This window comes from Desulfonema magnum, from assembly GCF_017377395.1.
In the GTDB taxonomy this organism is placed as follows: Bacteria; Desulfobacterota; Desulfobacteria; order Desulfobacterales; family 4be13; genus Desulfonema_C; species Desulfonema_C magnum.
Genome location: NZ_CP061800.1, coordinates 7,492,179 through 7,518,017, shown reverse-complemented (window position 1 = coordinate 7,518,017; position 25,839 = coordinate 7,492,179). Strand labels below are relative to the sequence as shown.

The window sequence follows — 25,839 nt, the reverse complement described above, 5'->3', positions numbered from 1 at the left end:
CCGCACTGCATTCCCATTCGAAGCGTGGGAATGAGATCAGCTTTCCATCTGCTGATTATAGAAAAAAACAGGAGGTTTTATTTTATGGAGCTTATATGGTTAAGGCAAATGACAGAATCAGAGTTGTTTCTGCCGTGTCTGGTATCAGGTATCGGGGGGGCTATGTCACACTATGTCATATCGTCTCATCTGTGGCCGAACCGACACAAAACTTATACATGGTGGTTTGCCCTCAGAAACCATAGAAAATTGGGAGAACCGTGTGAAACAGATATTGTGCTTGATCGCAGCGGTTACAGTCTGGGGTTCAGTACCCAGAGAAAATGCGCGCTATGGGTCTCTTACATTATCTCAAAAAAATCCATTGGCGTTGATGTTGAGAGAGGTAATATCTTTTATCCTGATCCTGATATCCCTGAAAAATACAGGGTCAGACCTGATGATTTCAGGAATACAGGATATGACAAAGGCCATCTGGCCCCGAGCGCGGCCATTGATTACAGCGTTAAAAGCAATAATGAAACATTTGCCATGTCAAATATCGCGCTTCAGCATCCCAAATTAAATCGTCAGGCATGGGGAAGTCTGGAGGGAGTTATCCGGGGGTGGACCCATACCAAAGGCAAGCTGGCTGTTGTCACAGGTCCTTTGTATGGCAAACGTTCCACCCGGGTGAACGATATTCCTGTTCCCCGCACTTTTTATAAAGTTGTCTATTCATTCAGTCATAATTCGTTCATCGGATTTATCATTCCTAACAAAGACATCAAAGCGGGTGAACTGTGGAATTATGTCATGTCGGTGGGAGATGTGGAGCGTGAGACCGGGTATAAGTTTTTTAAGAAATTAGGTAAGAAAAAACAGCAAAAAAAGAAAAAGCTGGATTTGTCCTGGTGGAAGGACGGATGAATTGAGAATGCAATTCCACTGTGAAAGACCTCCGAGGTTTTGAAAACCTCGGAGGTCTCGTGTCACCTGCGAAATATTTTATCTGAAGTCCCGGAGAGACGGCTGAGAACAGCCCGGCAATTTATTGTCGGCGGATCCGTAAAATCCGTTATAATCAGAAATAATGAACTCACCAAAAAAAAAGGAACCAACCCTGCGCGTCCTTCGGAAGCTTCTGCTTTGGCCGGGCCTTGTCATAACAGGTGGGATAATCTGCCTGATCTGCACACTTCTCCTTTTGCCTGTGTTCGTTTCAACGCCATGGTTCGGAGGGTTCATTGAAAGCCGAATTTCAAACACGCTTAACCGTCCCGTACTTATTGAAAGCATTCAATGGAAATGGTCAGAAGGGATTCTGATTAAAGGTATCCGCATACCAGATGATCCTGCCTTTTCCGACAAGCCTCTGTTATCTGCGGAGAGAATTACCGCAGAGATACGCATTAAAGTCATTAAAGAATTCTGTCTGATTTTTAACTTGTTTTTGGATGCCATGGATATCCGAGTTATCCGAGATAAGAACGGACAGACCAATGTGGAAAAGCTGCTCTCACAGATCCGAGCTTCAGAACCGAAAAAAAAAGAAAAATCTCAGTTGTCTCTTGCCATACCCATTGATATTCAGAGCAAAATTTACCTGAACAAAATATCTTTTCTCTCGGAAGATCGCTCGACAGACAGGCTTCTGACATTAAAAGATGCTTCAATACACCTGGATATGCCTTCCCTTTATTCAAGACCGATAGCTCTCAATGTTTCATCAGATATGAAGCTGGACGGCCGGCAAGTGCCGCGTGCTCATCTGAAGGTTTTCATCAAAAATATCTTTGATTCCCGTGGAAAGCCCGATCTGACGGGGATTTATGTTGATACCGAGACTGAACTGCCGGGGCTTCGCCTTGCCATCCGCAGCGACTTGAAGGAAAGAACGCTTAAAAGTCAGGCAGAGATGAATCTGAAGCAGCTTACTGAAGTCCTGAAGCCATTCATGCCGCGTCCGATTTCCGCCACTGAAATTGCAGGAAATCTTAAACTTGTAACATCTGTTTCCGGGGATCCCCGACAATCCATATTCTTTGATACAGCCTTGGAAGGAACCGGACTGGGCCTTTCCGGTGCGCTGATAAATGATAAAAGCCTCGGGCCGGTTCATTTTAAAATTTCCAACAAAGGGAACTTTGACAGGGCCTCCGGAAAATTATCAATCCGAACAGGCGAACTTGACTTGCTCGAAAAGAGCAGGCTGTCTTGGAGCGGCCATGTATCGGATTTAAAAAATGGAATACAGGACATTCATTTAAAACTGGCAGGTTCATTCTCTGATCTGGAAGAAATATTTAACAAACTGCAAACAGTTCTCCGGCCGCCCATGTCTGAGGCTCATATTTCCGGAAATCTCAAATTTGAGATACACGCTTTTGGAAATCCCGGACAACTATTATCCTATGATGTCAATGCGGATGGCAATGACCTCAGACTTTCCGGCGGACCTGTTAAAGACAAGCGCATTGGTCCGGTCCGCTTTGATATCTCCGCTAAGGGAAAATTTGACGCACAAAAAGGAATGCTGTCAGTGAAAAGCAGCAGACTTGATTTGCTTGAAAATTGTGGCTTCTCATGGCGCGGAATTGCCGAAAAACTGAATACACCTTCTCCGGAAATTGATCTTAATTTGGACTCGTTAAAACTTGATCTCGGAGAGTTGCTTAACACAGGAAAAATGTTCATACCTGACACATTTCCTCTTCGCTTCACCCGGGCCAGTAAAAAGGGGATAACAGCTCATTCTCCGGTTCTGGAAGTAAAAAATGCTCGTTTTGCAGGAACCATTCCATCAGGTCCGAGCAGTATCAGACTCAGTGATTTAAAGTTAAAAATACCTGAATGTCAGTTCAACTCTGCCAAATCAGCTCTGTCAGCCACGGACCTGAGCCTTTCAATCTCCAGTATAAACTCAGTACTTACGAATTTTTTTCCAAGACAGGCAGAATTGGTGGCATCTTTAAGTCTGAATACGCTTCTCATAAAAGGAAAAAAAGAGATATCAATAAAACAGTTGGAAATCCCCGGCATGACATTTAACGCAGAAGATATTCGTAAATCAGAAAAGGGTTTTTTGGGTCTGAGTTCACGGTTTTCCATAAGAGAATCGCTTCGCATAAACAGATTGAACATTCCCTCGGTCATTGACATTAAGAAGGGACAGCACGCGCTGAAGGCAAAAGGCCGGTTGCGGACGGACAGAGGCCCCGAACTTGTGTTAGAAAATCTAGCAGTGTCCGCGCCTCTGGTGACGTTCGGACATCCCAAACACGGCACATTCAAAGCAGGTTTTGATTTTAATACGGCTGTATCTGAAATGAATTTTCAGGGGCTCAGGCCCTTGAAATTAGATATCAGCGATTTGACATCTCGTATCATTATTAATACGCCTGATAACAAAAACGTCCTGAAAATGGAGATCAGTGCGGATGCAAAGGATACGGCCCTGGCCTTTCTCAATACAAAGGGAAAAATTGCCGTAAATCTGACGCGGCTGTCTGAAAATTTTCTTGAGAAACAATCAGACCTGTCCTCTGCTTCGCCAAAGGATAAAATGCGGTTAGGAGGAGACGCACAATTGGGCTGGCATATTTCCGGCAGGCTTCCCAATGACGGTGAACTCAGAAAATTGAAATCAATGTCATCCTTTGACTTGGAAAAAGATTTGCCTTTTCTTGACAAATTGAATATTTCTTATGGAATGAAAGATGCGGATGCGGAGTTTTCATTAAAGAAAAAGCACCGACTGAAAATTAAGTCTTTTTCTCTCTCCCCTCCGCTGAAATATGCGTTTGACAGAAAAACCGGAGCCGGAAAGCTTTCCGCCAATATTTCCATAAAACGTATTGAGGATATACCTTTCACAAAAATTAAGCAGCCCTTAGGCGTTGATCTGTCGTTTTTATGTCAGCATGATCACCTTAAAGCTGTCACATTTTCTCAGACCATGGAAACAGCGCCTTTCATTGTAAAAAATAAGGTGGATGCATCTGTTTACGGCATGGATCGCATTCTGAAACAGAATTTTAAAATGCCATTGACGTTGTGGCTTAAATATCTCGGAGGAACGCTTCGTGGAAACGTGAGTATTTCGGATACTTCAAAATTGGCAATATTCACGGATACCATAAAAATCAGCGGAGGATTAGAGTTCGGAACAGAGGCCGAACTGTCTCCGAGCCGGAATCTCAGGACAAAAATCTGGATAAATGCATCTGAAATGGATATTCATAAAGGAAATTCATTCAACATAAAGGGCCTGGGTTCTGCTCTCAATCTGGAGAAAAACTATCAGATAAGAACACGCGGAACCGGAGATAAAAGGAAGGCAAACCGTGACCGGCCTGCAAAAACGCCTTTATCAGCCGAAGTTATGACGCCTGATTCTGCTGCCGCGTCTGTATCTGAAGCAGGAAATCATCTGGTTCAGCGGTTCATGGATGAAATGCAAAACCGCTTTACCACACAGCATTCCCTTTCCTTCAACTCCGCCCGCATCGGAAGCGGCTCCATGCCTGTGAAACTCGGACACGCCAAACTCGACCTTGATCTGAACAAAGAAATGCCTGCGATTGACTATTTTCAAATTGACTTATTTGGCGGAACTGTAATAGGCTCAGTTTCAATATTACAGAAAGCAGATGCGTTTTTCCTTCAGGCCCGCGTGACTTTTTCGGGGTTAAACACCGCTGAAATGTTCTCCGGGGGTGACCAGGAAGCGGGCGGCGAAGACACGCAGGTAAGCGGAGAACTATCGCTTTTTCTTCCGCTGTTTACCAAGTTAAAACCGCTGATCCGAGAATTAAAAGCAGACATCCGACTCAGCCATATCGGTTCCCGGGCCATAGGTCAGCTTCTCTATTCGCTGGACCCTTACGAAAGCAACGAAGCCATCATTTCTCAGCGCCAGCTTTTTCAGAAAGGGACACCCCGATGGATCAGGCTGACAGTCAGGAATGGCAATCTCTCATTAACTGGCGAAGTTGAAGTAAAAGGAATTTCCCTGGAAATCCCCCGGGTGGATCGTCTCAACATCGCCAATTTGTCAGGGCTTGACCGATTCGGAACACAGATCACCGTTTTCAACCCCGTCATCAAGGCCCTGAAAATTTTTTCGGCAGATGTTTTAACAGTGGATAAAAACTTGAAACTCGAAAATTGAAATAGCTTTCAAGTTTCGAGTTTCAAGTTTCGAGTTTCGAGTTTCCAGTTTCAAGTTTCAAGTTTCAAGTTTCAAGTTTCAAGTTTCAAGTTTCGAGTTTCCAGTTTCCAGTTTCAAGTTTCAAATTTCAAGTTTCCAGTTTCCAGTTTCCAGTTTCCAGTTTCCAGTTTCCAGTTTCCAGTTTCCAGTTTCAAGTTTCAAGTTTCAAGTTTCAAACCAAGGAGGGTAAAATGAGAAAAATATTTTTGGTCATTCTTGTTGTGTTATGCGGCTGTACGCTGGCGGAAGTCAAGGTTGAAGTGATGAGCGAGCGCACGAGTTTGGAGAATCAGGTTCTCGGAACATATAACTCGCTTGACAAAGAGATGCTTTTGCTGGCCTCTGTGAGAGGGGTTGACTCTGATGGAACTATCCGTAAACCGCGTGTTCACAGCCAGGAGCATAAGGACGCTGTGACTGCCATGCAGATTCAGGCATTTCATGCGGATGATCTTCAGGCGTTTAAGCAGCTAAGATGGGTCGGGGAAAACAATGAGGGGCTGCTCACGATCTTTTCTATGGAGAAAAAGGACGTGCCTGAGAATCTGAAAGATTTTGCAGAGAGATACACGGAAGATGAATTCAATGCTGTGATTTCCCAAGTCAATGAGGCAAGGAAAATCATCATGCGCCGGGCCATTGAGATGAACGAGAACCTGACCGAAGAAGACTTGCCGAAAATCCGCCGGATATTTGGTAAGTTTAATGCGGAGAATGCCGCCGCGGGTGAGAAAATTCAGGGGGAAGATGGCGAGTGGACAGTGAAAAATTTTGAAAATTGAATGCGGAGTCGTGCATTACAGGAATGTCAGATAAGAAGATGGTTTTTTTTTATCCTTTTCTCATCTGACATTCTTGCGGTTATAATAAAAGTTTATAATTTTTTATATGACAGCCAAAATGTGCCGAATCGCACCGTGAAACTGTCAGATTCCGTGTTCAGAGCTTCAGCTCGGATTCCAGTTTTTTTAGTACTGATTTCAATTCACTGATATTTTTGTCAAAGAGTTTCTTTTTGGACATGACCGGGCGTTTCAGGAACTGCTGCATTGTCTGAATTCTGCCAATCAGTTCACCTTCTTCTCTTCCTTCTTCTCTTCCTTTTTCTCTTCCTTCTTCTCTTCCTTTTTCCTCTCCGATCTCCACTCCGATCTGAATAAGTTCCTGACCGGCAACGGTCTGGTCCAGCGGGGTCAGTTGTATCATTTTTTCCACCTCCTTCAGGGTGAGCTTTCGGAACCGCTGCACAACAGCATATAACAGCAGTTCCGTGAGTTCGTTTGTCTCATGCTCCGGGAGTTCCAGGGAACGGATGGCCTCCTCCCACTGCGGAACAAGCTCCGGCAGCCTTTCCCGGTCTTTTTTCCTGTCCGAGAGCATCAGCGGTTTCAGCACGGTCAGCACGCCCGCCTTTTTTCCTATCCCCTTCAGACAGTCTGCAAGATTTTTGCGGATCAGCCGGCAGGGCGGTCTGCATGACAGCATGCGGTTGTCAGGATCATATTTCTCATCAGTAAAAAGAATGATCAGGATGAACGGCCTGTCGCTGTCGTTCTCCTCATACCACGCGCACACCTCACGGAAGGAACGCCAGTAAATCGTATTGTCATCATAGCCCTGAATTTCGACGAAGACATTAGGACCTTTCCCGTCCTTAGGTTTCATAAAACCGTCAAAACGTTTTTCGGTTGTCTTGACGGTGATGCTCTCAAAAGCATAATCACCGTCCAGTTTCAGCCGGACAAGCCGGAACAGGCTCCGGGGAGCGATCCGGAACAGTTTGTAAAACAGCGCATCTGTTTTCATAAGCACCTGTGTGGTAAAAGAACTGGTTTGAAATTGACAATAAGATATCTCAGTATTGTATAATATGCAAGGAAAACCTCTCATACGAGCATTTTCTTCCGTTCTCCGGGAATGTCATATAACACATATTATTTTTTATACTTTTCTTATCTGACATTCCTGCGCTTATGTCAAAAAATTAAGTACCTAACCATAAGTTTTTAATATCTGCCCGGGGAAGAAACCCGGCTTTTTTTCCGGAATGATGCTTTTCCGACAAAGGAAAAAGCCGGGTTTCTCTGCCGCTCACAGAAAAAAAGATGTATAAAAAATTTTGATCAGGTACTTATAATTTTTCAGACGGCAGCAGCAAGAGACCAGTCGCCTCCGGCTGACAGCCAAGATGTGCCGAATCGCACCGTGAAACTGTCAGATTCCGTGTTCAGAGCTTCAGCTCGGATTCCAGTTTTTTTAGTACTGATTTCAATTCACTGATATTTTTGTCAAAGAGTTTCTTTTTAGATGTGACCGGGCGTTTCAGGAACTGCTGCATTGTCTGAATTCTGCCAATCAGTTCACCTTCTTCTCTTCCTTTTTTTTCTCCGATCTGAATAAGTTCCTGACCGGCAACGGTCTGGTCCAGCGGGGTCAGTTGTATCATTTTTTCCACCTCCTTCAGGGTGAGCTTTCGGAACCGCTGCACAACAGCATATAACAGCAGTTCCGTGAGTTCGTTTGTCTCATGCTCCGGGAGTTCCAGGGAACGGATGGCCTCCTCCCACTGCGGAACAAGCTCCGGCAGCCTTTCCCGGTCTTTTTTCCTGTCCGAGAGCATCAGCGGTTTCAGCACGGTCAGCACGCCCGCCTTTTTTCCTATCCCCTTCAGACAGTCTGCAAGATTTTTGCGGATCAGCCGGCAGGGCGGTCTGCATGACAGCATGCGGTTGTCAGGATCATATTTCTCATCAGTAAAAAGAATGATCAGGATGAACGGCCTGTCGCTGTCGTTCTCCTCATACCACGCGCACACCTCACGGAAGGAACGCCAGTAAATCGTATTGTCATCATAGCCCTGAATTTCGACGAAGACATTAGGACCTTTCCCGTCCTTAGGTTTCATAAAACCGTCAAAACGTTTTTCGGTTGTCTTGACGGTGATGCTCTCAAAAGCATAATCACCGTCCAGTTTCAGCCGGACAAGCCGGAACAGGCTCCGGGGAGCGATCCGGAACAGTTTGTAAAACAGCGCATCTGTTTTCATAAGCACCTGTGTGGTAAAAGAACTGGTTTAGAATTGACAATAAGATATCTCAGTATTGTATAAGATGCAAGGAAAACCTCTCATACGAGCATTTTCTTCCGTTCTCCGGGAATGTCATATAACACATATTATTTTTTATACTTTTCTTATCTGACATTCCTGCGCTTATGTCAAAAAATTAAGTACCTAACCATAAGTTTTTAATATCTGCCCGGGGAAGAAACCCGGCTTTTTTTCCGGAATGATGCTTTTCCGACAAAGGAAAAAGCCGGGTTTCTCTGCCGCTCACAGAAAAAAAGATGTATAAAAAATTTTGATCAGGTACTTATAATTTTTCAGACGGCAGCAGCAAGAGACCGGTCGCCTCCGGCTGACAGCCAAGATGTGCCGAATCGCACTGTGAAACTGTCAGATTCCGTGTTCAGAGCTTCAGCTCGGATTCCAGTTTTTTTAGTACTGATTTCAATTCACTGATATTTTTGTCAAAGAGTTTCTTTTTGGACATGACCGGACGTTTCAGGAACTGCTGCATTGTCTGAATTCTGCCAATCAGTTCACCTTCTTCTCTTCCTTCTTCTCTTCCTTCTTCTCTTCCTTTTTTTTCTCCGATCTGAATAAGTTCCTGACCGGCAACGGTCTGGTCCAGCGGGGTCAGTTGTATCATTTTTTCCACCTCCTTCAGGGTGAGCTTTCGGAACCGCTGCACAACAGCATATAACAGCAGTTCCGTGAGTTCGTTTGTCTCATGCTCCGGGAGTTCCAGGGAACGGATGGCCTCCTCCCACTGCGGAACAAGCTCCGGCAGCCTTTCCCGGTCTTTTTTCCTGTCCGAGAGCATCAGCGGTTTCAGCACGGTCAGCACGCCCGCCTTTTTTCCTATCCCCTTCAGACAGTCTGCAAGATTTTTGCGGATCAGCCGGCAGGGCGGTCTGCATGACAGCATGCGGTTGTCAGGATCATATTTCTCATCAGTAAAAAGAATGATCAGGATGAACGGCCTGGCGCTGTCGTTCTCCTCATACCACGCGCACACCTCACGGAAGGAACGCCAGTAAATCGTATTGTCATCATAGCCCTGAATTTCGACGAAGACATTAGGACCTTTCCCGTCCTTAGGTTTCATAAAACCGTCAAAACGTTTTTCGGTTGTCTTGACGGTGATGCTCTCAAAAGCATAATCACCGTCCAGTTTCAGCCGGACAAGCCGGAACAGGCTCCGGGGAGCGATCCGGAACAGTTTGTAAAACAGCGCATCTGTTTTCATAAGCACCTGTGTGGTAAAAGAACTGGTTTGAAATTGACCATAAGATATCTCAGTATTGTATAATATGCAAGGAAAACCTCTCATACGATCATTTTTATTTCTCCGGTATTCATTCTTTATCTCCGAGATGTTTTTCAACGATGTTACGAATTTGTCTGATCTGAAATGTCATTGCCAGTTTACGAATCTCTTCTGTGAACGGAACATATTGCTTATCTGCCTGTTCAATTTCATCCAGTTGCTTACGAATTCCCATAATGTCGCCGTTGCGGACAAGATTATGCAACATGGTAAGCTCTGACAGCGACGGTATGAAAGATATTTTGTCGTCTTTTCGCTCAGGCATGACAGATTCATCATGATTTTTATATTCCCATTCCAGTTCGAGATGTGTTTCTAATTTCTCGAAAATTTCTTTGAGCTGTATGGGCTTTGAAATAAAATCATCAAAACCGTTTTCTGAGATGATTTCCCGGGGAGAGCGCAAGGAGCTTGCTGACACGGCAATGATCTTAATCTGTTTCCTCAGATTTGAATTACTCCGGAGCTGTCGTGTTGCTTCAAATCCGTCCGTCCCCGGCATCACCAGATCCATAAAAATCAGATCAGGCTGAAATTTTGAAGCAATGCGGATTCCCTCATCCCCGTCAGTGGCTTCGGAAACTTCAAATCCCAGAGATGAAAGTAATTTGAGCAGAACTGCCCGGTTCTCCCATCTGTCATCTGTTACCAGAATTTTCCGCGTTCTTCCTTTGTAACCAATGATATTTTCCTCATCTGACGGTTTTGTTTCTGTCCATTCGGAAGTCTCCGGCAATTCCAAATCAAAATAAAACACACTCCCCTTTCCCACGGTACTTTTCACATTCAAATCGCCGCCCATCAGGCGGACAAGTTTTCGGCTGATGGTCAGTCCCAATCCTGTGCCTTCAATGCTTCGGGTGTGTTCGCCCACCTGTTTGAAGGGCGAGAAGATGTCTTTCAACTGCTCACGGGATATCCCTATGCCTGAATCTTCCACCTGAAAATGTATTAAAGATGCGGAGCGAGGAGTCTGATCTTCCGGATTCATATTCAGCGCGTGCGATGAACAAACCTCATCTTCGGCTTTGTCTTTTCTGACTCGCAACACAACGCCGCCTTGGTCAGTAAATTTGACAGCATTGCTCATCAGATTGAGCAGAATCTGGCTCAGTCGTTTTTCATCCCCGCGAACAGCGGCCGGAAGGTCAGGGGCAAATTCCGCGTGAAATGAGATTCCTTTTTGCTGTGCCTGTATCCGAATGATCTTAGCCAGCGCATTGAGAAATTCGGGAAAAAGAAAACCACTCTCGTAAATTTCCATCTTCCTGGCCTCAATTTTGGACAGATCCAGAATCTCATTGATCAGATTCAGAAGATGCCTTCCGCTGCGTTCAATGATATCAATTCCCACTTTCTGAGAGTCCGTCAGACTTTCATCTCTTCTGAGAATCTGGGCATATCCCAGGATGCCGTTGAGAGGGGTGCGGAGTTCATGGCTCATATTAGCAAGAAACTCGCTTTTGGCGCGATTGGCGATATCAGCGGCTTCTTTGGCTTTTTTTATGTCTTCTCCTGCGATCTCCAGTTTTCTGTATTTTCGGGCATTATCAATGGCAAGTCCGCAAACATTTCCAATGGTATGGGCCACATTGAGATAATGCGCTTTATATTCCGGAAAGGCAAAGCTGTTTAATTTAAGAATTCCAACAGGTTTGTTCATATAACTGATCCGTAAATAAAAACCGTCCTGATTCTCTGTCCACGCGTAATTTGCTTCAAAATTCAGCATACTCTCAACTTCATGTTCAAGATTTCCTGAACCAGCCCCGGAAAATTGTATCTCGCCTGCTTTCCCATCTGTAACAGGCAGATAAAGCAACTGGGAAGGCGCACAGAGAAGTGTGAAAAGTTCGAGAATGCCTCTGATGACATCCTCTTCCGCGTTAATAGCGGATATTCTGTTTAACAAGCTATACATCATCTCGTAATCCGCCAGTTTTTTGCCTGAATCCGCCAGAACTGCTGCTGATTTTTTTGTTTCCTTTTCCAACTGCCATCTCTGAAAGATTTTCATTAAGAACAGACGGAGAAAATCTGTTCCCACCGGGAAAATTTTGTATGGAAGGTCCAGGAAATCTGCCATCTCACGGAGGTTCTCAGCTGCATCGGAATTTACGCCGGTATCCAGCAGGATCAGTTGCTTGGCAAATTCGCCAAAGAATTTTCGTGCGGTTTCCCTGTCAAATCCCCATTTTTCCATATGGAATTTCCATCGGGATACCCAGCCCGGGGTCGTCAGATAACTGCCTTCTCGGATAAGCGCATCAACAAGTGTTTTATTTGTGAGCAAATAAAAACAATTGTCCTTTATTTCGAAAAACATGTCATGGCGTTGCGTTTGAAATTTATCGGGTATCTCGATACATCTGCTTCCGAGAATGCAAATTTTATTGTATTCGGTTAACGTATTCTCTCTTTTTATGATTTGTTCCAAATTTAAAGGCGGATGACCGCATTTTGATGGAAAAAGGGCATATTCAACATTTTCAAATGGATCTGAATCCAGGATGCTTTGTATCTCTCCTTGGTAATTCTCACACATAAAAAAGCAAAGTTTATTTTTCATAATTCTCAGTCCAGTTCAGCGGATAATGTCCCCATTGATGAACTGCTTCTGATATGGCGAAGAGAATATCGTCCGGAACTTGAAAAGGAATTTCTCCGTGATTATCCGAAAGAATATATCCGCCGCCTCCGGCTGCTTTTGCAATGGATTCCTTTACAATTTTTTCAGCGTGTTCCGGTGTCCATCTCGCCATTTCTATGCCATTCAGGTTGCCCAGTATGCTGATTTTTCCTTTGCAGACTGACTTTAGTTCAGCAATATCCTCCAGACAACTGATTCCTATCGCGGCTGTTCCTGTTTTTGCAATATCATCCGCAATGGGAAGACACCGCCCCGATGCCATATGCGTCGCGGTAGGTCCCTTGATCCGTGCGATGGTTCTTTTGGCAATTTCAAACCCTGTTTTAAGGTACATTTCTCTCGGACTTATTGTTGCGGATGACACCGGATCAAAATAGCATATCGCGGTCGCGCCGGCTTCCAACTGAGCATTTGCCCATTGCACACAGAATTCTTCATTGATTCTCATCAGATGCCCAAATACTTCCGGCTGCTCATACATGAGTTCGATGTATTTATCAAACCCCATTTGCATCACTGGTAATGAAAAAGGCGAGATCGCAACGCCGATAATCGGAGCGCCATCCTGAATCTTTTCCCTGAGCATTTCTATGGCTTTCAAAACTTTTAACAGGCAAGATGTCTCTCTGATACTCGGAATTTCCAGGTTTTTAATCGTCTGAACATTACGAATGAAAGGTTCGCCGGAATTGGGAGGACCGTCATCGCTATAGATCACTTCCGCACCCCAGGCTTCGGTTTCCAACGGTCCGTAAAAAAAGCCGGAAGCACAGTCATTGCGATATTTTTTCATCAGGCGAATCTGCCCTTCCGCGACATATTCTGCTTTGGAGAAATACGATTTTATAGAAAGCCCCAGTTCTTTTGCGCCATGCATTGTCGGCAGTAAGAATAACGGAACGCGGTCCGGTTCTTTATGTCCCAGTGTCGTCAGAACCCTTTCCAATGAAGTCATACTTGTTTTTTTCATAGCATCTCCCCCCAGCTATAAGTTTCAAGTTTCGAGTTTCAAGTTTCGAGTTTCAAGTTTCGAGTTTCGAGTTTCGAGTTTCGAGTTTCGAGTTTCAAGTTTCAAGTTTCAAGTTTCAAGTTTCGAGTTTCAAGTTTCAAGTTTCAAGTTTCAGCATTTTCCGAGTCAGCTTCACTGCGTCTGCTGCTGTGCGTCCCATTGCATCTGCCCCGACTTTTTTCCAAAGTGTTTCGTCGAATCGGAAAGGTGCCCCTCCCACGATGATTTTAATGTTCAGTCCCAGGCTTTCCAGTTTTTCCCTGAAGTTTCTGATGTGGAGGGCAGATGGAAACATCAACGTTGAAATGAGAAGAATTTTGATTCCGCCATTTTTGACCATTTCTACAAGATCATCTGTTTGTACGCCGCTACCATAGTCAGAAACTTCGAATCCGCTTGCTCTCATAACGGACAGCACGATTCGTTTTCCCAGGATATGATAGTCTTCAAAGGTGACGATTGCGATGGATGAGGAATTGCTTTGGGATGATTTTTTTTTAGGGAGGAGTGTGTCCAGAAGCTCCTCACAGATAATTCCGCTCATATACACCTGAGAAAGTGCCGCATCTCCCGCATTCCATTTTTCTCCGATCTTTTCCAAAGCCGGTGTGATTATTTTATCTGAAATTTCGGTCAGTTCAAGGTGCTTACTTAATTCAGCCAACGTGGCCCGGGCTGCCAGACGATCAACTGACAACAGATCATGCTCAAATTTTTCAATGGTTTCTTCAATGCTTGCCATAATGATCTTCCCTTTTTATGTTTTGATGTGTTCGGTGTTCAGGCTTTTTTTCTCCGGCTCGGACAATGTTCTCAGACCCTCTCCTGTCAAATACTCAAAATACCATATAACAGCATGGAAAGGCAAGGGAAAACAGACATTCACCAGATATTTTACAGCGTTGCAAAAAACGGGGTAATCTGTTACAGGGGGGATGTCGTGCAGTAAGGAGTGCCAAACTTGTAGTTTGGCAAAGCATATTTTATCCGGAGAGAACTTGCCAAACAGCAAGTTCTGCACTCCGTAAGCGGCAGGTTCGCAGGCCCCGCATGATGAATGCTACAAATATGCCGCCTCTACAGGGCTTTGCCTGCCAGACATGATGAATGCTACAAATATGCCGCCTCTACGGGGCTTTGTCGGCTTCCCCTAAATCCGTTATAATCAGCTTAATGTCAAAGCTTGCCAAACTGCAAGTTTGGCACTCCGGATGATGTCTGATTTTCTTAATTCAAAGGAAAGAACCCATGAAACTGAAAATGCTTATTCTTATTTTATTGCTGAGTATTGCAGAGGCAATCTGTGCTGAGGAAACAATACCCCGGTCAGAGATATTCGTGCCTGAACAAATCAGAAGTATTTCCATTGCTTGTCCCAAAGTCTCTCCGCCATTCTTTTTTATGAATGAAAACGGAGAAATGAGCGGTATCGGCGCTGATATCTGGCATCTGTGGTCCGAAAAAACAGGCATCTGTATCAGATTCATGCCCGGCGAGTGGAAAGAGAGTCTTGATATGATTCGTGACAGCAGGGCTGATGTCCATGCAGGGATTGTTTATACCCGGGAGCGTGACCGATGGCTGAATTATGTCGGACTGATCGCCCATACAGATGTCAATTTTTTCTTTCATAAGAACATGTTCGGTCTGAAAAGTCTTGAGGACCTCAGGGGCTTCAAAATCGGGGTGATCAGCGCCTCATATAGTGAAAAATATGTCCGGGAACATCTTCCCGGAGCTGTTTTGTCAAGTTATCCGACAGTTCCCGATCTGTTGGATGCGGCTGAAAAAGGAGAAATACTGGTCTTTGTCAGATCAGTTGAAAATACGCTCTGGGCATTAAAAGAACGCGGACTGCTTGGCGCTTTCCGCTTTCACGCGGACCGTCCGTTGTACAGGCGTCCTTTTTTTGCGGCTGTGCGGGAAGAAGATACTGAACTTTGCAGGGTGATCTCTGAGGGAATGAATCTGATCACATCAGATGAACGCGCCATGACAGAGCGAAAGTGGCTGGGCACATCCCGGAGCAGAACCAAAGATACGCTGATTATTGCACTGCCGAATGATTTTCCTCCGTTTACCTTTCTCAATGCCGAAGGTAAACCCGCGGGCATGTATGTTGATATGTGGCGGCTCTGGGCAGAAAAAACAGGAAGAAAAGTCGAATTTCGGGCGCTCTCCTGGAAGGAGACTCTGGAGGCTCTCAGGAACGGAGACGCTGATATCCATTCGGGTCTTTTCCATACGGAGAGCAGGACAAAATGGATTGCCTATTCCCAGCCATTTTATGAAATCGGAATGGGTGTTTACTTTCCAGTCAAAGGAGAAAAACGCTCAGACCCGGACATGCTCCCGGGGCAGAAGACAGGGTGTATTATCCGTTCTTATGAGGAGGAATACTTGCGAAAGCACTGGCCGAACACAGAGATTGTCACCTTCCAATCTGTGGAAGAGATGATCCATGCCGCACGGGACGGACATATCCGGGCATTTCTGGACGAGCCATTGTCAACCTGGGCGGTTTTGGCCCGACTCGGACTCTCCGGAGAGTTTGACACTCTCAATGAGGTGCTTTATACAAGAAAGCTTCATGCCGGTGTTCTGAAAGGAAATAAAGAACTGCTTGATTTGGTGGATAAAGGGCTGGACACAATGTCGAATAAAGAACTGGCTGGGATTGAAAGCCGATGGATAGGCGATTCTGATAAACAGTATTACAAAACCCATGAAAAAAACATACGCCTCACCGCTGCCGAGGAGGCCTGGCTGGATAAGCATCGCACAATTCGTCTCGGTGCGGACCCGGGATTTCCTCCGTTTTCGTATCAGGGAGAGGAGAAGGTTTATGATGGCATATTTGCGGATTATGTTCGCATGATCAGCGAGCGTATCGGCATATCTGTTCAGCCGGTCTTTTTGAAACCGCATGAAATCCTTTCCAAAGCAAACGCCCGGGAAGTAGATATTTTCTGCACGGGTGAGACGTTTGAAAACAAAAGCGGTATGAATCTGACCCCCCCTTTTTTTTCCATGTCTTTTGTGATTATCACTCAGAATGATGCTCCGTTTGTCAGAGGAATTGAAAGTTTAGCCCAAAAAAAAATTGCTGTTGCTGAGGAGTTTGATATCCATAAACATCTGTCGCGAGAGCATCCGGAAATTGAACTGCTTCCTCTTCCTGACACTCTGAAAGCACTTGAAGCGGTGTCTGAAGGCAGTGCAGATGCTTTTATCGGCAGTCTGACGATAGTTAGCCATCTGATTCAGCAACACAATATTGCCAACCTCAAAATTGCCGCGCCCGCGGGAATTGATGATAAAAAGATGATGTTTGCTGTTCGCAGTGACTGGCCCGAGCTGCTGAGTATTGTCAATAAAGCCCTTTCTACCGTTACCCCTGAAGAACACGAAAATATCCGTGGGAAATGGATGTCTCTCCGATATGAGCATCGGGTGGACTGGGCCTTTGTCTGGCCCTGGATATTGGCATCGTGCCTCATCTTTGGCCTGACGCTTTTCTGGAACAGAACGCTTTCAAAGGAGATTTACGAGCGCAGGCAGGCGGAGAGATATCTTGAAGCTGAGAGCGTTTTCCGAAATTGCATTATCAATTCAGCGAGCGAGGGCATCTGCGTCTGTTATGCTGTGGAAGAATATCCTTATGTGCGGTTTAACGTGTGGAATGAAAGCATGACAGAAATAACCGGATATACCATGGAAGAGATCAACCGGCTGGGGTGGTATCAGACCGTATATCCTGATCCTGATGTTCAGGAGCGTGCAAAAGAACGCATGCGCCAAATGCGGGAAGGTAAGAATATTGAACAGGAAGAATGGGAAATTACCCGAAAAGACGGGGACAAACGGCTTTTATCCATTTCGACCTCGGTGGTTGTGACCGGAGACGCTCTTCCATGTGCTTTGGCCCTGATGCATGATCTGACCGAAGTAAGGCAGGCCATGAAAGACCTGCTGGCGAGTCAGCAATTGCTGGCACAGGCTGAGGAGGTGGCTGATTCAGGTTCCTGGAGCTGGGATATCATAAGCAACACAGCAAAATGGTCCGCGGGAATGCACCGGCTGTTCGGAATATCACCAGAGGAATTCAGCGGCGATCCGGAGGTCGTATTCAAGGTGATACATCCTGAAGACAGAAAGACCATGCAAAAAGCCATGAGTGATGTTCTTACGAAAAGAAAAGCAGCACATCATCTGGAATACCGAATCATCCGGCCGGACGGAGAAGTGCGGCACATATGGGCGCAGGGGTCTCTGCTGTCAGATGAAAATGGAAATCCGGTTCAGATGATAGGAGCGGTTCAGGATCAGACTGAACGCAAACTGGCTGAGAACTCGCTGAGAGAAAGTGAGAAGCGATTCCGGGATATGTTTGAGTTTGCGCCTGATGCAATGTTTTTGGCAGATCCTGAATCCGGCGAAATTCTTGACACAAACCAGGCCGCATCGAAATTATTGCTGATGCCCCGTGAACAGATTATCGGGCTGCATCAGACCGAGTTGCATCCGCCTGAAGTGGAAAAAAGGTCAAGAGATACGTTCTGTCTTCATGTCAAAGAGCAAGAAAAAAAAGGAGCAACCCTCCCTCTTCAAAATTTTGTTCTTCGTTCTGATGGCACAACCAGATATGTCGAAGTCTTGGCACAAACAGTTAATATACAAAATAAGCCAATGCTCCTGGGGATTTTTCGTGATATCAATGACCGCAAACAGGCAGAGGATGAACTGAAAAAAGTGAATCAGGAACTCACCGCACTGACTGAATGCCGCCGGGTGCTTATTCATGCCAAAGACGAGAAATCTCTGCTTGAAAATATCTGTTGGACACTTGTGAAGGTGGTGGACTATCGTCTGGTATGGATCGGATTTGCAGAACATGACCCTGAAAAAACCGTGCGTCCGGTAGCTCAGTTCGGATACGAAGAGGGATATCTGGAGTCTGCGAGAATCAGTTGGGGAGAAAACAAATTCGGACAGGGTCCGGTGGGCAGAGCAATTCGTACAGGTAAGCCCTGTTTGATCAGAAACACTGCAACTGATCCTGATTTTGAACCCTGGCGTTCCCAGGCTTTACAGCGAGGATATGACGCCTTAGTTGCCATTCCTCTGAAGCTGGAAGATAAAATTTTGGGTGCGATAACGATTTATTCAAAAACAGCGGATGCTTTTGATGTGGCTGAGGTGGGTCTGCTTGAGGATGTGGCCGATGATATCATGTACAGGATTATGGCGATTCGGACCCATGACGAGCGTGAGCAGGCAAAAAAAGAATTGGAAAAAGCCAAAGAAGCCGCAGACGCGGCCAACCGGGCCAAAAGCGAATTTCTTGCCAACATGAGTCATGAAATCAGAACCCCCATGAACGCCATACTCGGTTTTACGGAATTACTTGACTCCCTTATTACCGATGAAAAACAAAAAAGTTACCTTGAAGCGGTTAAATCAGGCGGTAAAAATCTGCTGACCCTGATTAACGACATTCTTGATCTTTCCAAAATTGAAGCCGGAAAAATGGAAATTCAGTATGCGCCTGTCAGTCTTTATACTGTTTTTAATGAAATCAGGCATATATTTTCTATGGAAATATCTCAGAAAAATCTTGATTTTGTGGTTCGCATTGCCGAAAATATTCCTGAAAATCTGCTTCTGGATGAGGCTCGTATGAGACAAATTTTCTTTAATCTGGTTGGCAATGCCATAAAATTTACAGAAAAGGGAAAAATCACACTTGCTGCTGAAATTACATTTACGAATAACAGGACTGAACTGATCGTGGCTGTGGAAGATACCGGCATCGGTATTCCTCCTGAATCACAGGAGAAGATATTTGAGGCGTTTAAGCAGCAGGACAGTCAGAACACCAGAAAATACGGCGGAACCGGACTGGGGCTGGCAATTACAAAACGACTGGTTGAAATGATGAACGGAACGATCACTGTCAGAAGTGAATTAAACAGGGGAAGCTGCTTTGAGATAAGATTTCATGATGTATCTGCTGCCGGGAAAATTTGTGAGATCGGAGAAAAAAAAGAAAAATACACTGAGGGTGAGAATATTGTCTTTGAAAAGGCAACACTTTTATCCGCAGATGACGTTCTGATGAATCGCTTTTTGCTGAGAGCCCATTTTCGGAATACGAATATTCATGTCATCGAAGCTGAAAACGGGGAACAGGCCATGTCTCTTGCCAGGCAATACAAACCGGATATTGTTCTGATGGATATCAGGATGCCGGTGATGGACGGATATGAAGCCACAGAACAAATCAAAAAAGACGAGAAACTGAAACATATTCCTGTGATTGCCGTGACTGCTTTTGCCATGAAGGAAGATGAGAAAAAAATTATGCAAAGCTTATTTGACGGGTATTTGAAAAAGCCTGTTCAGAAATCAGAACTTTTCGGAGCGTTATCCCATTTTATCCCCTGTTTCGATGAGGCCGAGGAAAATCAGCGTGAACCGGAACCGAAACAAAAGGTTGAAAATATTTCCTCGGAAACTTTGGATAAGCTTCCTGAAATTATTGAACAACTTGAAAATGAACTTACTGTGTCATGGCATTCCGCACGACAGAAACAGATGTTTGATGATATTGAAAAATTTGCCGCTGAGACCGGAACACTCGGAGAAAGATATTCCTTGGGATTTATCATAAAATTCGGCAGTGAGTTATTGACTCATGTTCATCATTTTGATATTGACAGCATCGAAAGAATGTTAAGTTCATATCCGACATTAATTGATCGCGTCAAAAATTTGAAATTTGAAATTTGAAATTTGAAATTTGAAACTGGAAACTGGAAACTGGAAACTGGAAACTTGAAATTTGCTGATTATAACTTTTGCCGGACGGGGTTTGCAACCCCGTCCGGAATATTTTCCCGGATCGCCGCCCGCAAACGTTTCGGACGGGGTTGCAAACCCCGTCCGGCAGCGGATTTAGGGGATGCCGGGAAAGCCCTGTGGGGGGCTGCAAACCTGCATGCTACTCGACATCTATTTTCGAGTTTCGAGTTTCAAGTTTCAAGTTCCGAGTTTCAAGTTCCGAGTTTCAAGTTTCAAGTTTCAAGTTTCGAGTTTCAAGTTTCAGAGGAGAGAAGTATGAGTAAAAAATTCAACGTGCTAATTGTTGATGATATTTCTGAAAATATCCAGATGGTCGCGAATACGTTAAAGGAAGAAGGCTATCAGATGGCGTTTGCGTTAAACGGTGAAGATGCCCTTTCGCATACAGAGGCGATGTCATTTGATCTGATTCTTCTGGATATAATGATGCCGGATATGGACGGGTACGAGGTTTGTGAAAGACTGAAAAAAAAGCCTGAAACCAAAGATATACCGATTATTTTTTTAACAGCGAAAACAGATACTGAAAGTATTTTAAAAGGATTTGAAACCGGGGGCGTGGATTATATTACCAAGCCCTTTAATGGGGCTGAGTTATTGGCAAGGGTAAAAAACCATCTGGAACTGAAGCGGTCCCGTGAGGAAATTGAAGAACAGAAACGAAAAATCGAGGAACAAAACAGAAAGCTCATTGAAGCTGAAAAACTTCGTGAAGATGTTGAACGGATATCCCGTCATGATCTCAAAAATCCTCTTAATCCGATTATCGGGTTTTCCAGGCTGCTTATGAGCGATCATATTCTCAGTCCGGAACAAATCGAATATCTTAGCATAATTGAACAATCTGCCTGTCAGATGTTGGAAATGATCAATCTTTCTCTGGATATGTTCAAGATGGAGAGGGGGATATATCAGCTTAATCCTGTCCGCTTGAATATATTAGAGATAACCAGAAAAGTCATTGCAGAAACAGAAAGCCTGGCACAGGCAAAAGAAGTGAATCTGTTGCTGGGCAGCAATCCTTCGGATAATGGGGATATATTTACAGCCCGAGGAGAGGAATTGCTGTGTTACTCCATGCTCTCCAATTTGATTCAGAATGCCGTTGAAGCTTCGCCCATAGGAGAGCCTGTTGAGGTTTCTTTTGACCAGGGGGATATGGCTGTCATCTCTATTCATAACAAAGGGGCTGTTCCGGAAGATATCCGGGACACATTTTTTGAGAAATATGTGACATCTGGCAAACGTGGAGGGACAGGGCTGGGCACTTATTCCGCCAAATTAATTGCCGAGACACAAGGCGGAAGTATCCGTCTTGACACCTCGGAACCTGATGAAACCAGGATTATAATATCTTTGCCTATGGGTTGAACAGACGCTTTTTTCGGATGTAAAAATTGCGACCTGTGCGGTTAAACATAACTATTTGAAATTAAAAAATCTGTAGGGTGGGTGGAGCGAAGCGGAACCCACCGTTTACTGAATTTCGGTGGGTTCCGCTTCGCTCCACCCACCCTACAAAAATTGTAACCGCACAGGTCGAAAAATTGCACAGATTATCGAACCCAGTCATCTGAAAAACAGCAATCCGGGAAATTCAGCAGAGCAAAAATTTTTTCCGGAGTATGCAAAAAACCGCTTCGCTCTATTTTTGCACTCCTTTATCCGGGAAATTCAGCGGAGCGAAAATTTTTTCCGGAGAGAGTATGCAAAAAACCGCTTCGCTCTATTTTTGCACTCCTTTATCCGGGAAATTCAGCGGAGCGAAAATTTTTTCCGGAGAGAGTATGCAAAAAACCGCTTCGCTCTATTTTTGCACTCCTTTATCCGGGAAATTCAGCGGAGCGAAAATTTTTCCGGCGTATGCAAAAAACCGCTTCGCTCTATTTTTGCACTCCTTTATCCGGGAAATTCAGCGGAGCGAAAATTTTTTCCGGAGAGAGTATGCAAAAAACCGCTTCGCTCTATTTTTGCACTCCTTTATCCGGGAAATTCAGCGGAGCGAAAATTTTTCCGGCGTATGCAAAAAACCGCTTCGCTCTATTTTTGCACTCCTTTATCCGGGAAAATCAGCAGAGCAAAAATTTTTCCGGAGAGAGTATGCAAAAAACCGCTTCGCTCTATTTTTGCACTCCTTTATCCGGGAAATTCAGCAGAGCAAAAATTTTTTCCGGCGTGTGCAAAAAACCGCTTCGCTCTATTTTTGCACTCCTTTATCCGGGAAAATCAGCAGAGCGAAAATTTTTCCGGCGTGTGCAAAAAACCGCTTCGCTCTATTTTTGCACTCCTTTTGGTCCCGAAAAGTTTTCGAGATGATAAATCACTCTTTCAGGGCTTTTACAATGGAAACGAGTTTACATACAGAAGAGGAAAACAGAATGCCAGAATTAACGATTAAGGAATATCAGGCGATGATTGATGACTGGGTTCATACCATCGGGGTAAGATATTTCTCCGAACTGACAAATCTGGCCCAGTTGACGGAGGAGGTCGGAGAAGTGGCGAGAATCATGTCCAGGGTCTATGGGGATCAGAGCTTTAAAAAATCCGAGGCATACTATGATTTGGCAGATGAACTGGCAGATGTGCTTTTTGTCGTGGTTTGCATTGCGAATCAGACGGGGATTGATTTAACCGAAGCCATTCGGAAAAATTTTGAAAAAAAGACAGAACGGGATAAAAAACGACATTGGAATAATCCCAAGCTGACGCGTCGTTCTCCTTCTGTCTCATCTCATACCATTGAGAAGAACTAAACACCGGGATCAGACATGATTTCTCAGTTGAAGTTCTATGGGGTGAGGGCTGAGGTAGTGCTGTGCTTTCAGATAAGGCTGATCATATTTTCGTATGTAATGATTCAAGAGCGTGACCGGCACGATCAGGGGAATATTCTCGGTTCGATAATAATCAATGACTTCAATGAGTTCCTGCTTTTCATCGGATGAAAGCTGCGCTTTGAAATACCCCATAATATGCTGAAGCACATTTGCATTTTTTTTGGGCGTTGTCTTCAGCTGCAGAGCCTCTGTTAAAATGTTCTCATACTTCTCATATAACTCATTTATCCGCGTTCCTTTGGCCTCAGCCACGAGCTTTCCCATGATTCTGTAATGCTTTTGGCTGTGAGACAAAATCAGCAGCTTATGCCGGGTGTGATAATCTACCAAGTCCCCTCTGGTTTTCTTTCGGGCCGAAAGCTCCCGCCATCGCTTGTAAACAAAGATGCGTTCAATGAAATTTTCACGGAGTTTGGGATCATGGAGACGGCCTTCGTCCTCCACCGGGAGCAGGGGGAAATGTTCCATGAACATTCTGGCAAAGATGCCCACGCCGGTTTTTGACATCCCTCCTTTCTCACTATAAACCTTTACCCTTTCCATGCCGCTGCTGGGAGAATCTTTTTTAAAGATAAATCCGCAAAGTTCCTCGTGTTCCAACGTTCTCACCCGTTCGGAGGCCCATCGGATCATTTGTTCAGTGCGATCCTGTTTTGTACGAGTGGTCATAAGACGCGGAGCATCGGGGGATCCGACCAGCCGCAGGGTTTCTCTCGGAACGCCCATGCCGCAATCTGTTTCAGGACAAACCGGAACATATTCGACATATTTTCCCAGCGTGTCTGTGAGAAAGCGGTCCCGTTTATGTCCCCCGTCATACCGAACCTTATGCCCCAGAAGACAACTGCTTATCCCCAATTTAATTGTCGTTTTTTCCATAAGTTACGTTTTTATAAGGTGTTAGGTGTTAGGTGTTAGGTGTTAAGGCTAAAATCTGGTCCTAATCCTGCTCATGCACCTAACGCCTATTTTTTATTCTTCAAGCCACTGTTCCAATGTCGGCGGAGTGGGCAGGCGTGCGGAGACGGGTTTCCACTCGCATTGGGCGGTGAGTTCCACGCCCTCCTGAATTACGGAGACAGGTCTGTCTGATGAGACAACTACCACAACGATATTATGATGTTCCGCGGTAAACCGAAGCGCTGAATTAAACCGGGCACCCCTGGCTCTGTCTTCACCGGGTATGGCCCTGCCGTCAAGAATACAGGCAAACCCCCATAGTTTCAGGTCTCTCCCAATATGCAATGATCCGTCAAGCGCTGACAGAGATTGGGTCAGTTCCAGAAAACAGTCCTGCTGAAGATCAAGGGGCGCTTCCAAATGCTGGCCGGAGATTTTTATGGGCGGATCATTGAGATCAACAACAAGAGTGCAGCCGTGCTTGTGATCTTCCGCGTTATGAACAATTGCGGAGATAATTTTAAAAAGCGTGTGCTGGTCCGGCGTATCCAACTGAGATTCAATGAGAATCTCTTCCAGCTCCACCAGTTTGGCTTGGCGGGTGGAGGAGTGAAAACGCCCGTCAAAAAAGCTGCAAATCTGATTTCCATTTAATAGCAGAAAACCATGTCCGCCTCTGAAATCAGCACTGATCCGATATTTCGGCATTTCGCCGGTTGCAATGCCGATAATGAACTTTCCGTCAGAAATCAGTTTTCGCTCAGAATATTCCACTGCCTGAAGCAACTTTCGCACATGCTTAAAATTTTTCAGGCTGGGCTGTTCAAAATCTGGGAAACGGGCCAGAAAATTCACTTTTGATAATGCCCTGGACTCGATACAGACCATCTTTCCCCTTGGCCACGCGCCTTCTTCCAGGGTTTTGGAAATACCAAGCACAGCATCCAAAACAGGATAGACCCGTAGCTGAAGATCCATTCCCAATGCAATATTCAGTTCATCCACAATGTAATCCCGCACAGCATGGGTCGAGTATTCCCTAAGAACACATCCCGAAGTTCCGGTGTGGATGGTGCTTTCAGTGGCAGCCTCGTGAGAGAGAAGCCATATGGCCTGCTCCAGCCATCGTTCTGTGGGGCCGATGGAACACATATCCGGATGATGCTCTGTAAACCACATCTGATAAAACACAGACGGGGACCTCCCTCCGCGAGAAATAAGTCCGGTCAGTTCAAGGCTATCTTCGATACTGAGGGGATATTTCAGACACCTCACCTTCCGGATATTCGGGAAATCACGCCATTTGTCCGAATCCAAATAAAGTTCTTTGAGTTTGGGTTCATGCCCCCGGAGAAGTTCCTGGGGATCATAGATTTTTATCGGGCTGTCCGGTCTTGAGGCGTAAACAAGGGCCGCACGAGTCGGCCCGGAAAAAAGAGAGAGTCCTTCGCATAATCCTTCAAAAATATGAAAGGCACGCAACCTGCCGAGTGTTTTATTAATCATAGTATTTAAGAAAATATCTGTCGCTCCGGAGTGCCAAACTTGCAGTTTGGCGGAAACCTCATTAGCGAACTGTAAGCCTGGCACTCCGGATAATAGGGTATGTTCCTGTCATTATTCGGTAAATCCGAGTTGCTGAAAATTTTTCTGGACATGGGTTTCTGATAACTGGTATAAACGGCTATGATCTGCCGGTCACAACGAGCGATGAAACTCGGGGCAAATCCTGAATCCTGAATCACTTTCATATAAAAAGCAATATATGAGTATCACGATTGTGTCTGTAACAGCAGAACTGATGATATCTGACTCGTCAGCCTCCTTTTCCAGAAAATATGAAAAACCTGGGCAGGAAAATAACGCTTTGAATATAAACAGCTATATCCGTCATATATCAGATATTCAAAAAAAATGTCCAGAAAAATTTTAAGCACATGGAATTTATCAAATAAAAATCAACCTAAAAGGATTTGAACCACAGATTAACGCAG

General features: G+C 44.9%; 14 protein-coding genes. 6 read left to right on the top strand and 8 right to left on the bottom strand.

What is annotated here, in order from left to right:
* Window positions 1-84 precede the first annotated feature (84 nt).
* The 3 genes from dnm_RS28785 to dnm_RS28775 all read left to right on the top strand — a co-directional run bounded on the left by dnm_RS28785 (window position 85) and on the right by dnm_RS28775 (window position 5,973).
* Window positions 85-909, top strand: a complete 825-nt coding sequence (locus dnm_RS28785; protein ID WP_207680305.1) for a DNA/RNA non-specific endonuclease — start codon at window positions 85-87, stop codon at window positions 907-909.
* Between the two features lie 163 nt (window positions 910-1,072).
* Window positions 1,073-5,152, top strand: coding sequence for an AsmA family protein (locus tag dnm_RS28780; protein ID WP_207680304.1), 4,080 nt, complete (start codon window positions 1,073-1,075; stop codon window positions 5,150-5,152).
* A gap of 230 nt (window positions 5,153-5,382) precedes the next feature.
* Window positions 5,383-5,973, top strand: coding sequence for a DUF1318 domain-containing protein (locus tag dnm_RS28775; protein ID WP_207680303.1), 591 nt, complete (start codon window positions 5,383-5,385; stop codon window positions 5,971-5,973).
* Window positions 5,974-6,130: 157 nt separating this feature from the next.
* On the opposite strand, the gene dnm_RS28770 is transcribed toward dnm_RS28775, so the two are convergent.
* From dnm_RS28770 to dnm_RS28745, 6 genes are all read right to left on the bottom strand, one after another.
* Window positions 6,131-7,081: a DUF2887 domain-containing protein gene (locus dnm_RS28770; RefSeq protein WP_207680302.1), complete on the bottom strand. Its 951-nt coding sequence runs from the start codon at window positions 7,079-7,081 to the stop codon at window positions 6,131-6,133.
* Between the two features lie 337 nt (window positions 7,082-7,418).
* Window positions 7,419-8,237 (bottom strand): DUF2887 domain-containing protein, encoded by an 819-nt coding sequence (locus tag dnm_RS28765; protein WP_207680301.1) that lies wholly within the window; start codon window positions 8,235-8,237, stop codon window positions 7,419-7,421.
* 421 nt (window positions 8,238-8,658) lie between these two features.
* Window positions 8,659-9,585, bottom strand: a complete 927-nt coding sequence (locus dnm_RS28760; RefSeq protein WP_207680300.1) for a DUF2887 domain-containing protein — start codon at window positions 9,583-9,585, stop codon at window positions 8,659-8,661.
* 25 nt (window positions 9,586-9,610) lie between these two features.
* A complete protein-coding gene (locus dnm_RS28755; protein ID WP_207680299.1) occupies window positions 9,611-12,151 on the bottom strand; it encodes a hybrid sensor histidine kinase/response regulator in 2,541 nt (846 codons plus the stop codon).
* Entirely contained in the window at window positions 12,141-13,202 is a 1,062-nt protein-coding gene (locus dnm_RS28750) for a uroporphyrinogen decarboxylase family protein (RefSeq protein WP_207680298.1), read from the bottom strand. Before dnm_RS28750 ends, dnm_RS28755 begins: the two co-directional genes overlap by 11 nt.
* A gap of 136 nt (window positions 13,203-13,338) precedes the next feature.
* Window positions 13,339-13,983, bottom strand: coding sequence for a cobalamin B12-binding domain-containing protein (locus dnm_RS28745; RefSeq protein WP_207680297.1), 645 nt, complete (start codon window positions 13,981-13,983; stop codon window positions 13,339-13,341).
* Between the two features lie 506 nt (window positions 13,984-14,489).
* Between dnm_RS28745 and dnm_RS28740 the strand changes: the two genes are divergently transcribed.
* The 3 genes from dnm_RS28740 to dnm_RS31075 all read left to right on the top strand — a co-directional run bounded on the left by dnm_RS28740 (window position 14,490) and on the right by dnm_RS31075 (window position 22,861).
* The gene (locus tag dnm_RS28740; protein WP_207680296.1) at window positions 14,490-20,033 is read left to right on the top strand and encodes a transporter substrate-binding domain-containing protein; all 5,544 of its coding nucleotides are present in this window, start codon (window positions 14,490-14,492) and stop codon (window positions 20,031-20,033) included.
* A 3-nt stretch (window positions 20,034-20,036) separates the two neighbouring features.
* Window positions 20,037-21,476: a hybrid sensor histidine kinase/response regulator gene (locus tag dnm_RS28735; RefSeq protein WP_207680295.1), complete on the top strand. Its 1,440-nt coding sequence runs from the start codon at window positions 20,037-20,039 to the stop codon at window positions 21,474-21,476.
* Between the two features lie 335 nt (window positions 21,477-21,811).
* Window positions 21,812-22,861 (top strand): nucleotide pyrophosphohydrolase, encoded by a 1,050-nt coding sequence (locus dnm_RS31075; protein ID WP_246556136.1) that lies wholly within the window; start codon window positions 21,812-21,814, stop codon window positions 22,859-22,861.
* 9 nt (window positions 22,862-22,870) lie between these two features.
* On the opposite strand, the gene dnm_RS28725 is transcribed toward dnm_RS31075, so the two are convergent.
* Window positions 22,871-23,824 carry a YbgA family protein gene (locus tag dnm_RS28725; protein WP_207680294.1) on the bottom strand — a complete coding sequence of 318 codons (954 nt, stop codon included), beginning with the start codon at window positions 23,822-23,824 and terminating at the stop codon, window positions 22,871-22,873.
* 93 nt (window positions 23,825-23,917) lie between these two features.
* A complete protein-coding gene (locus dnm_RS28720; protein WP_207680293.1) occupies window positions 23,918-25,351 on the bottom strand; it encodes a DNA integrity scanning protein DisA nucleotide-binding domain protein in 1,434 nt (477 codons plus the stop codon).
* Window positions 25,352-25,839 lie beyond the last annotated feature (488 nt).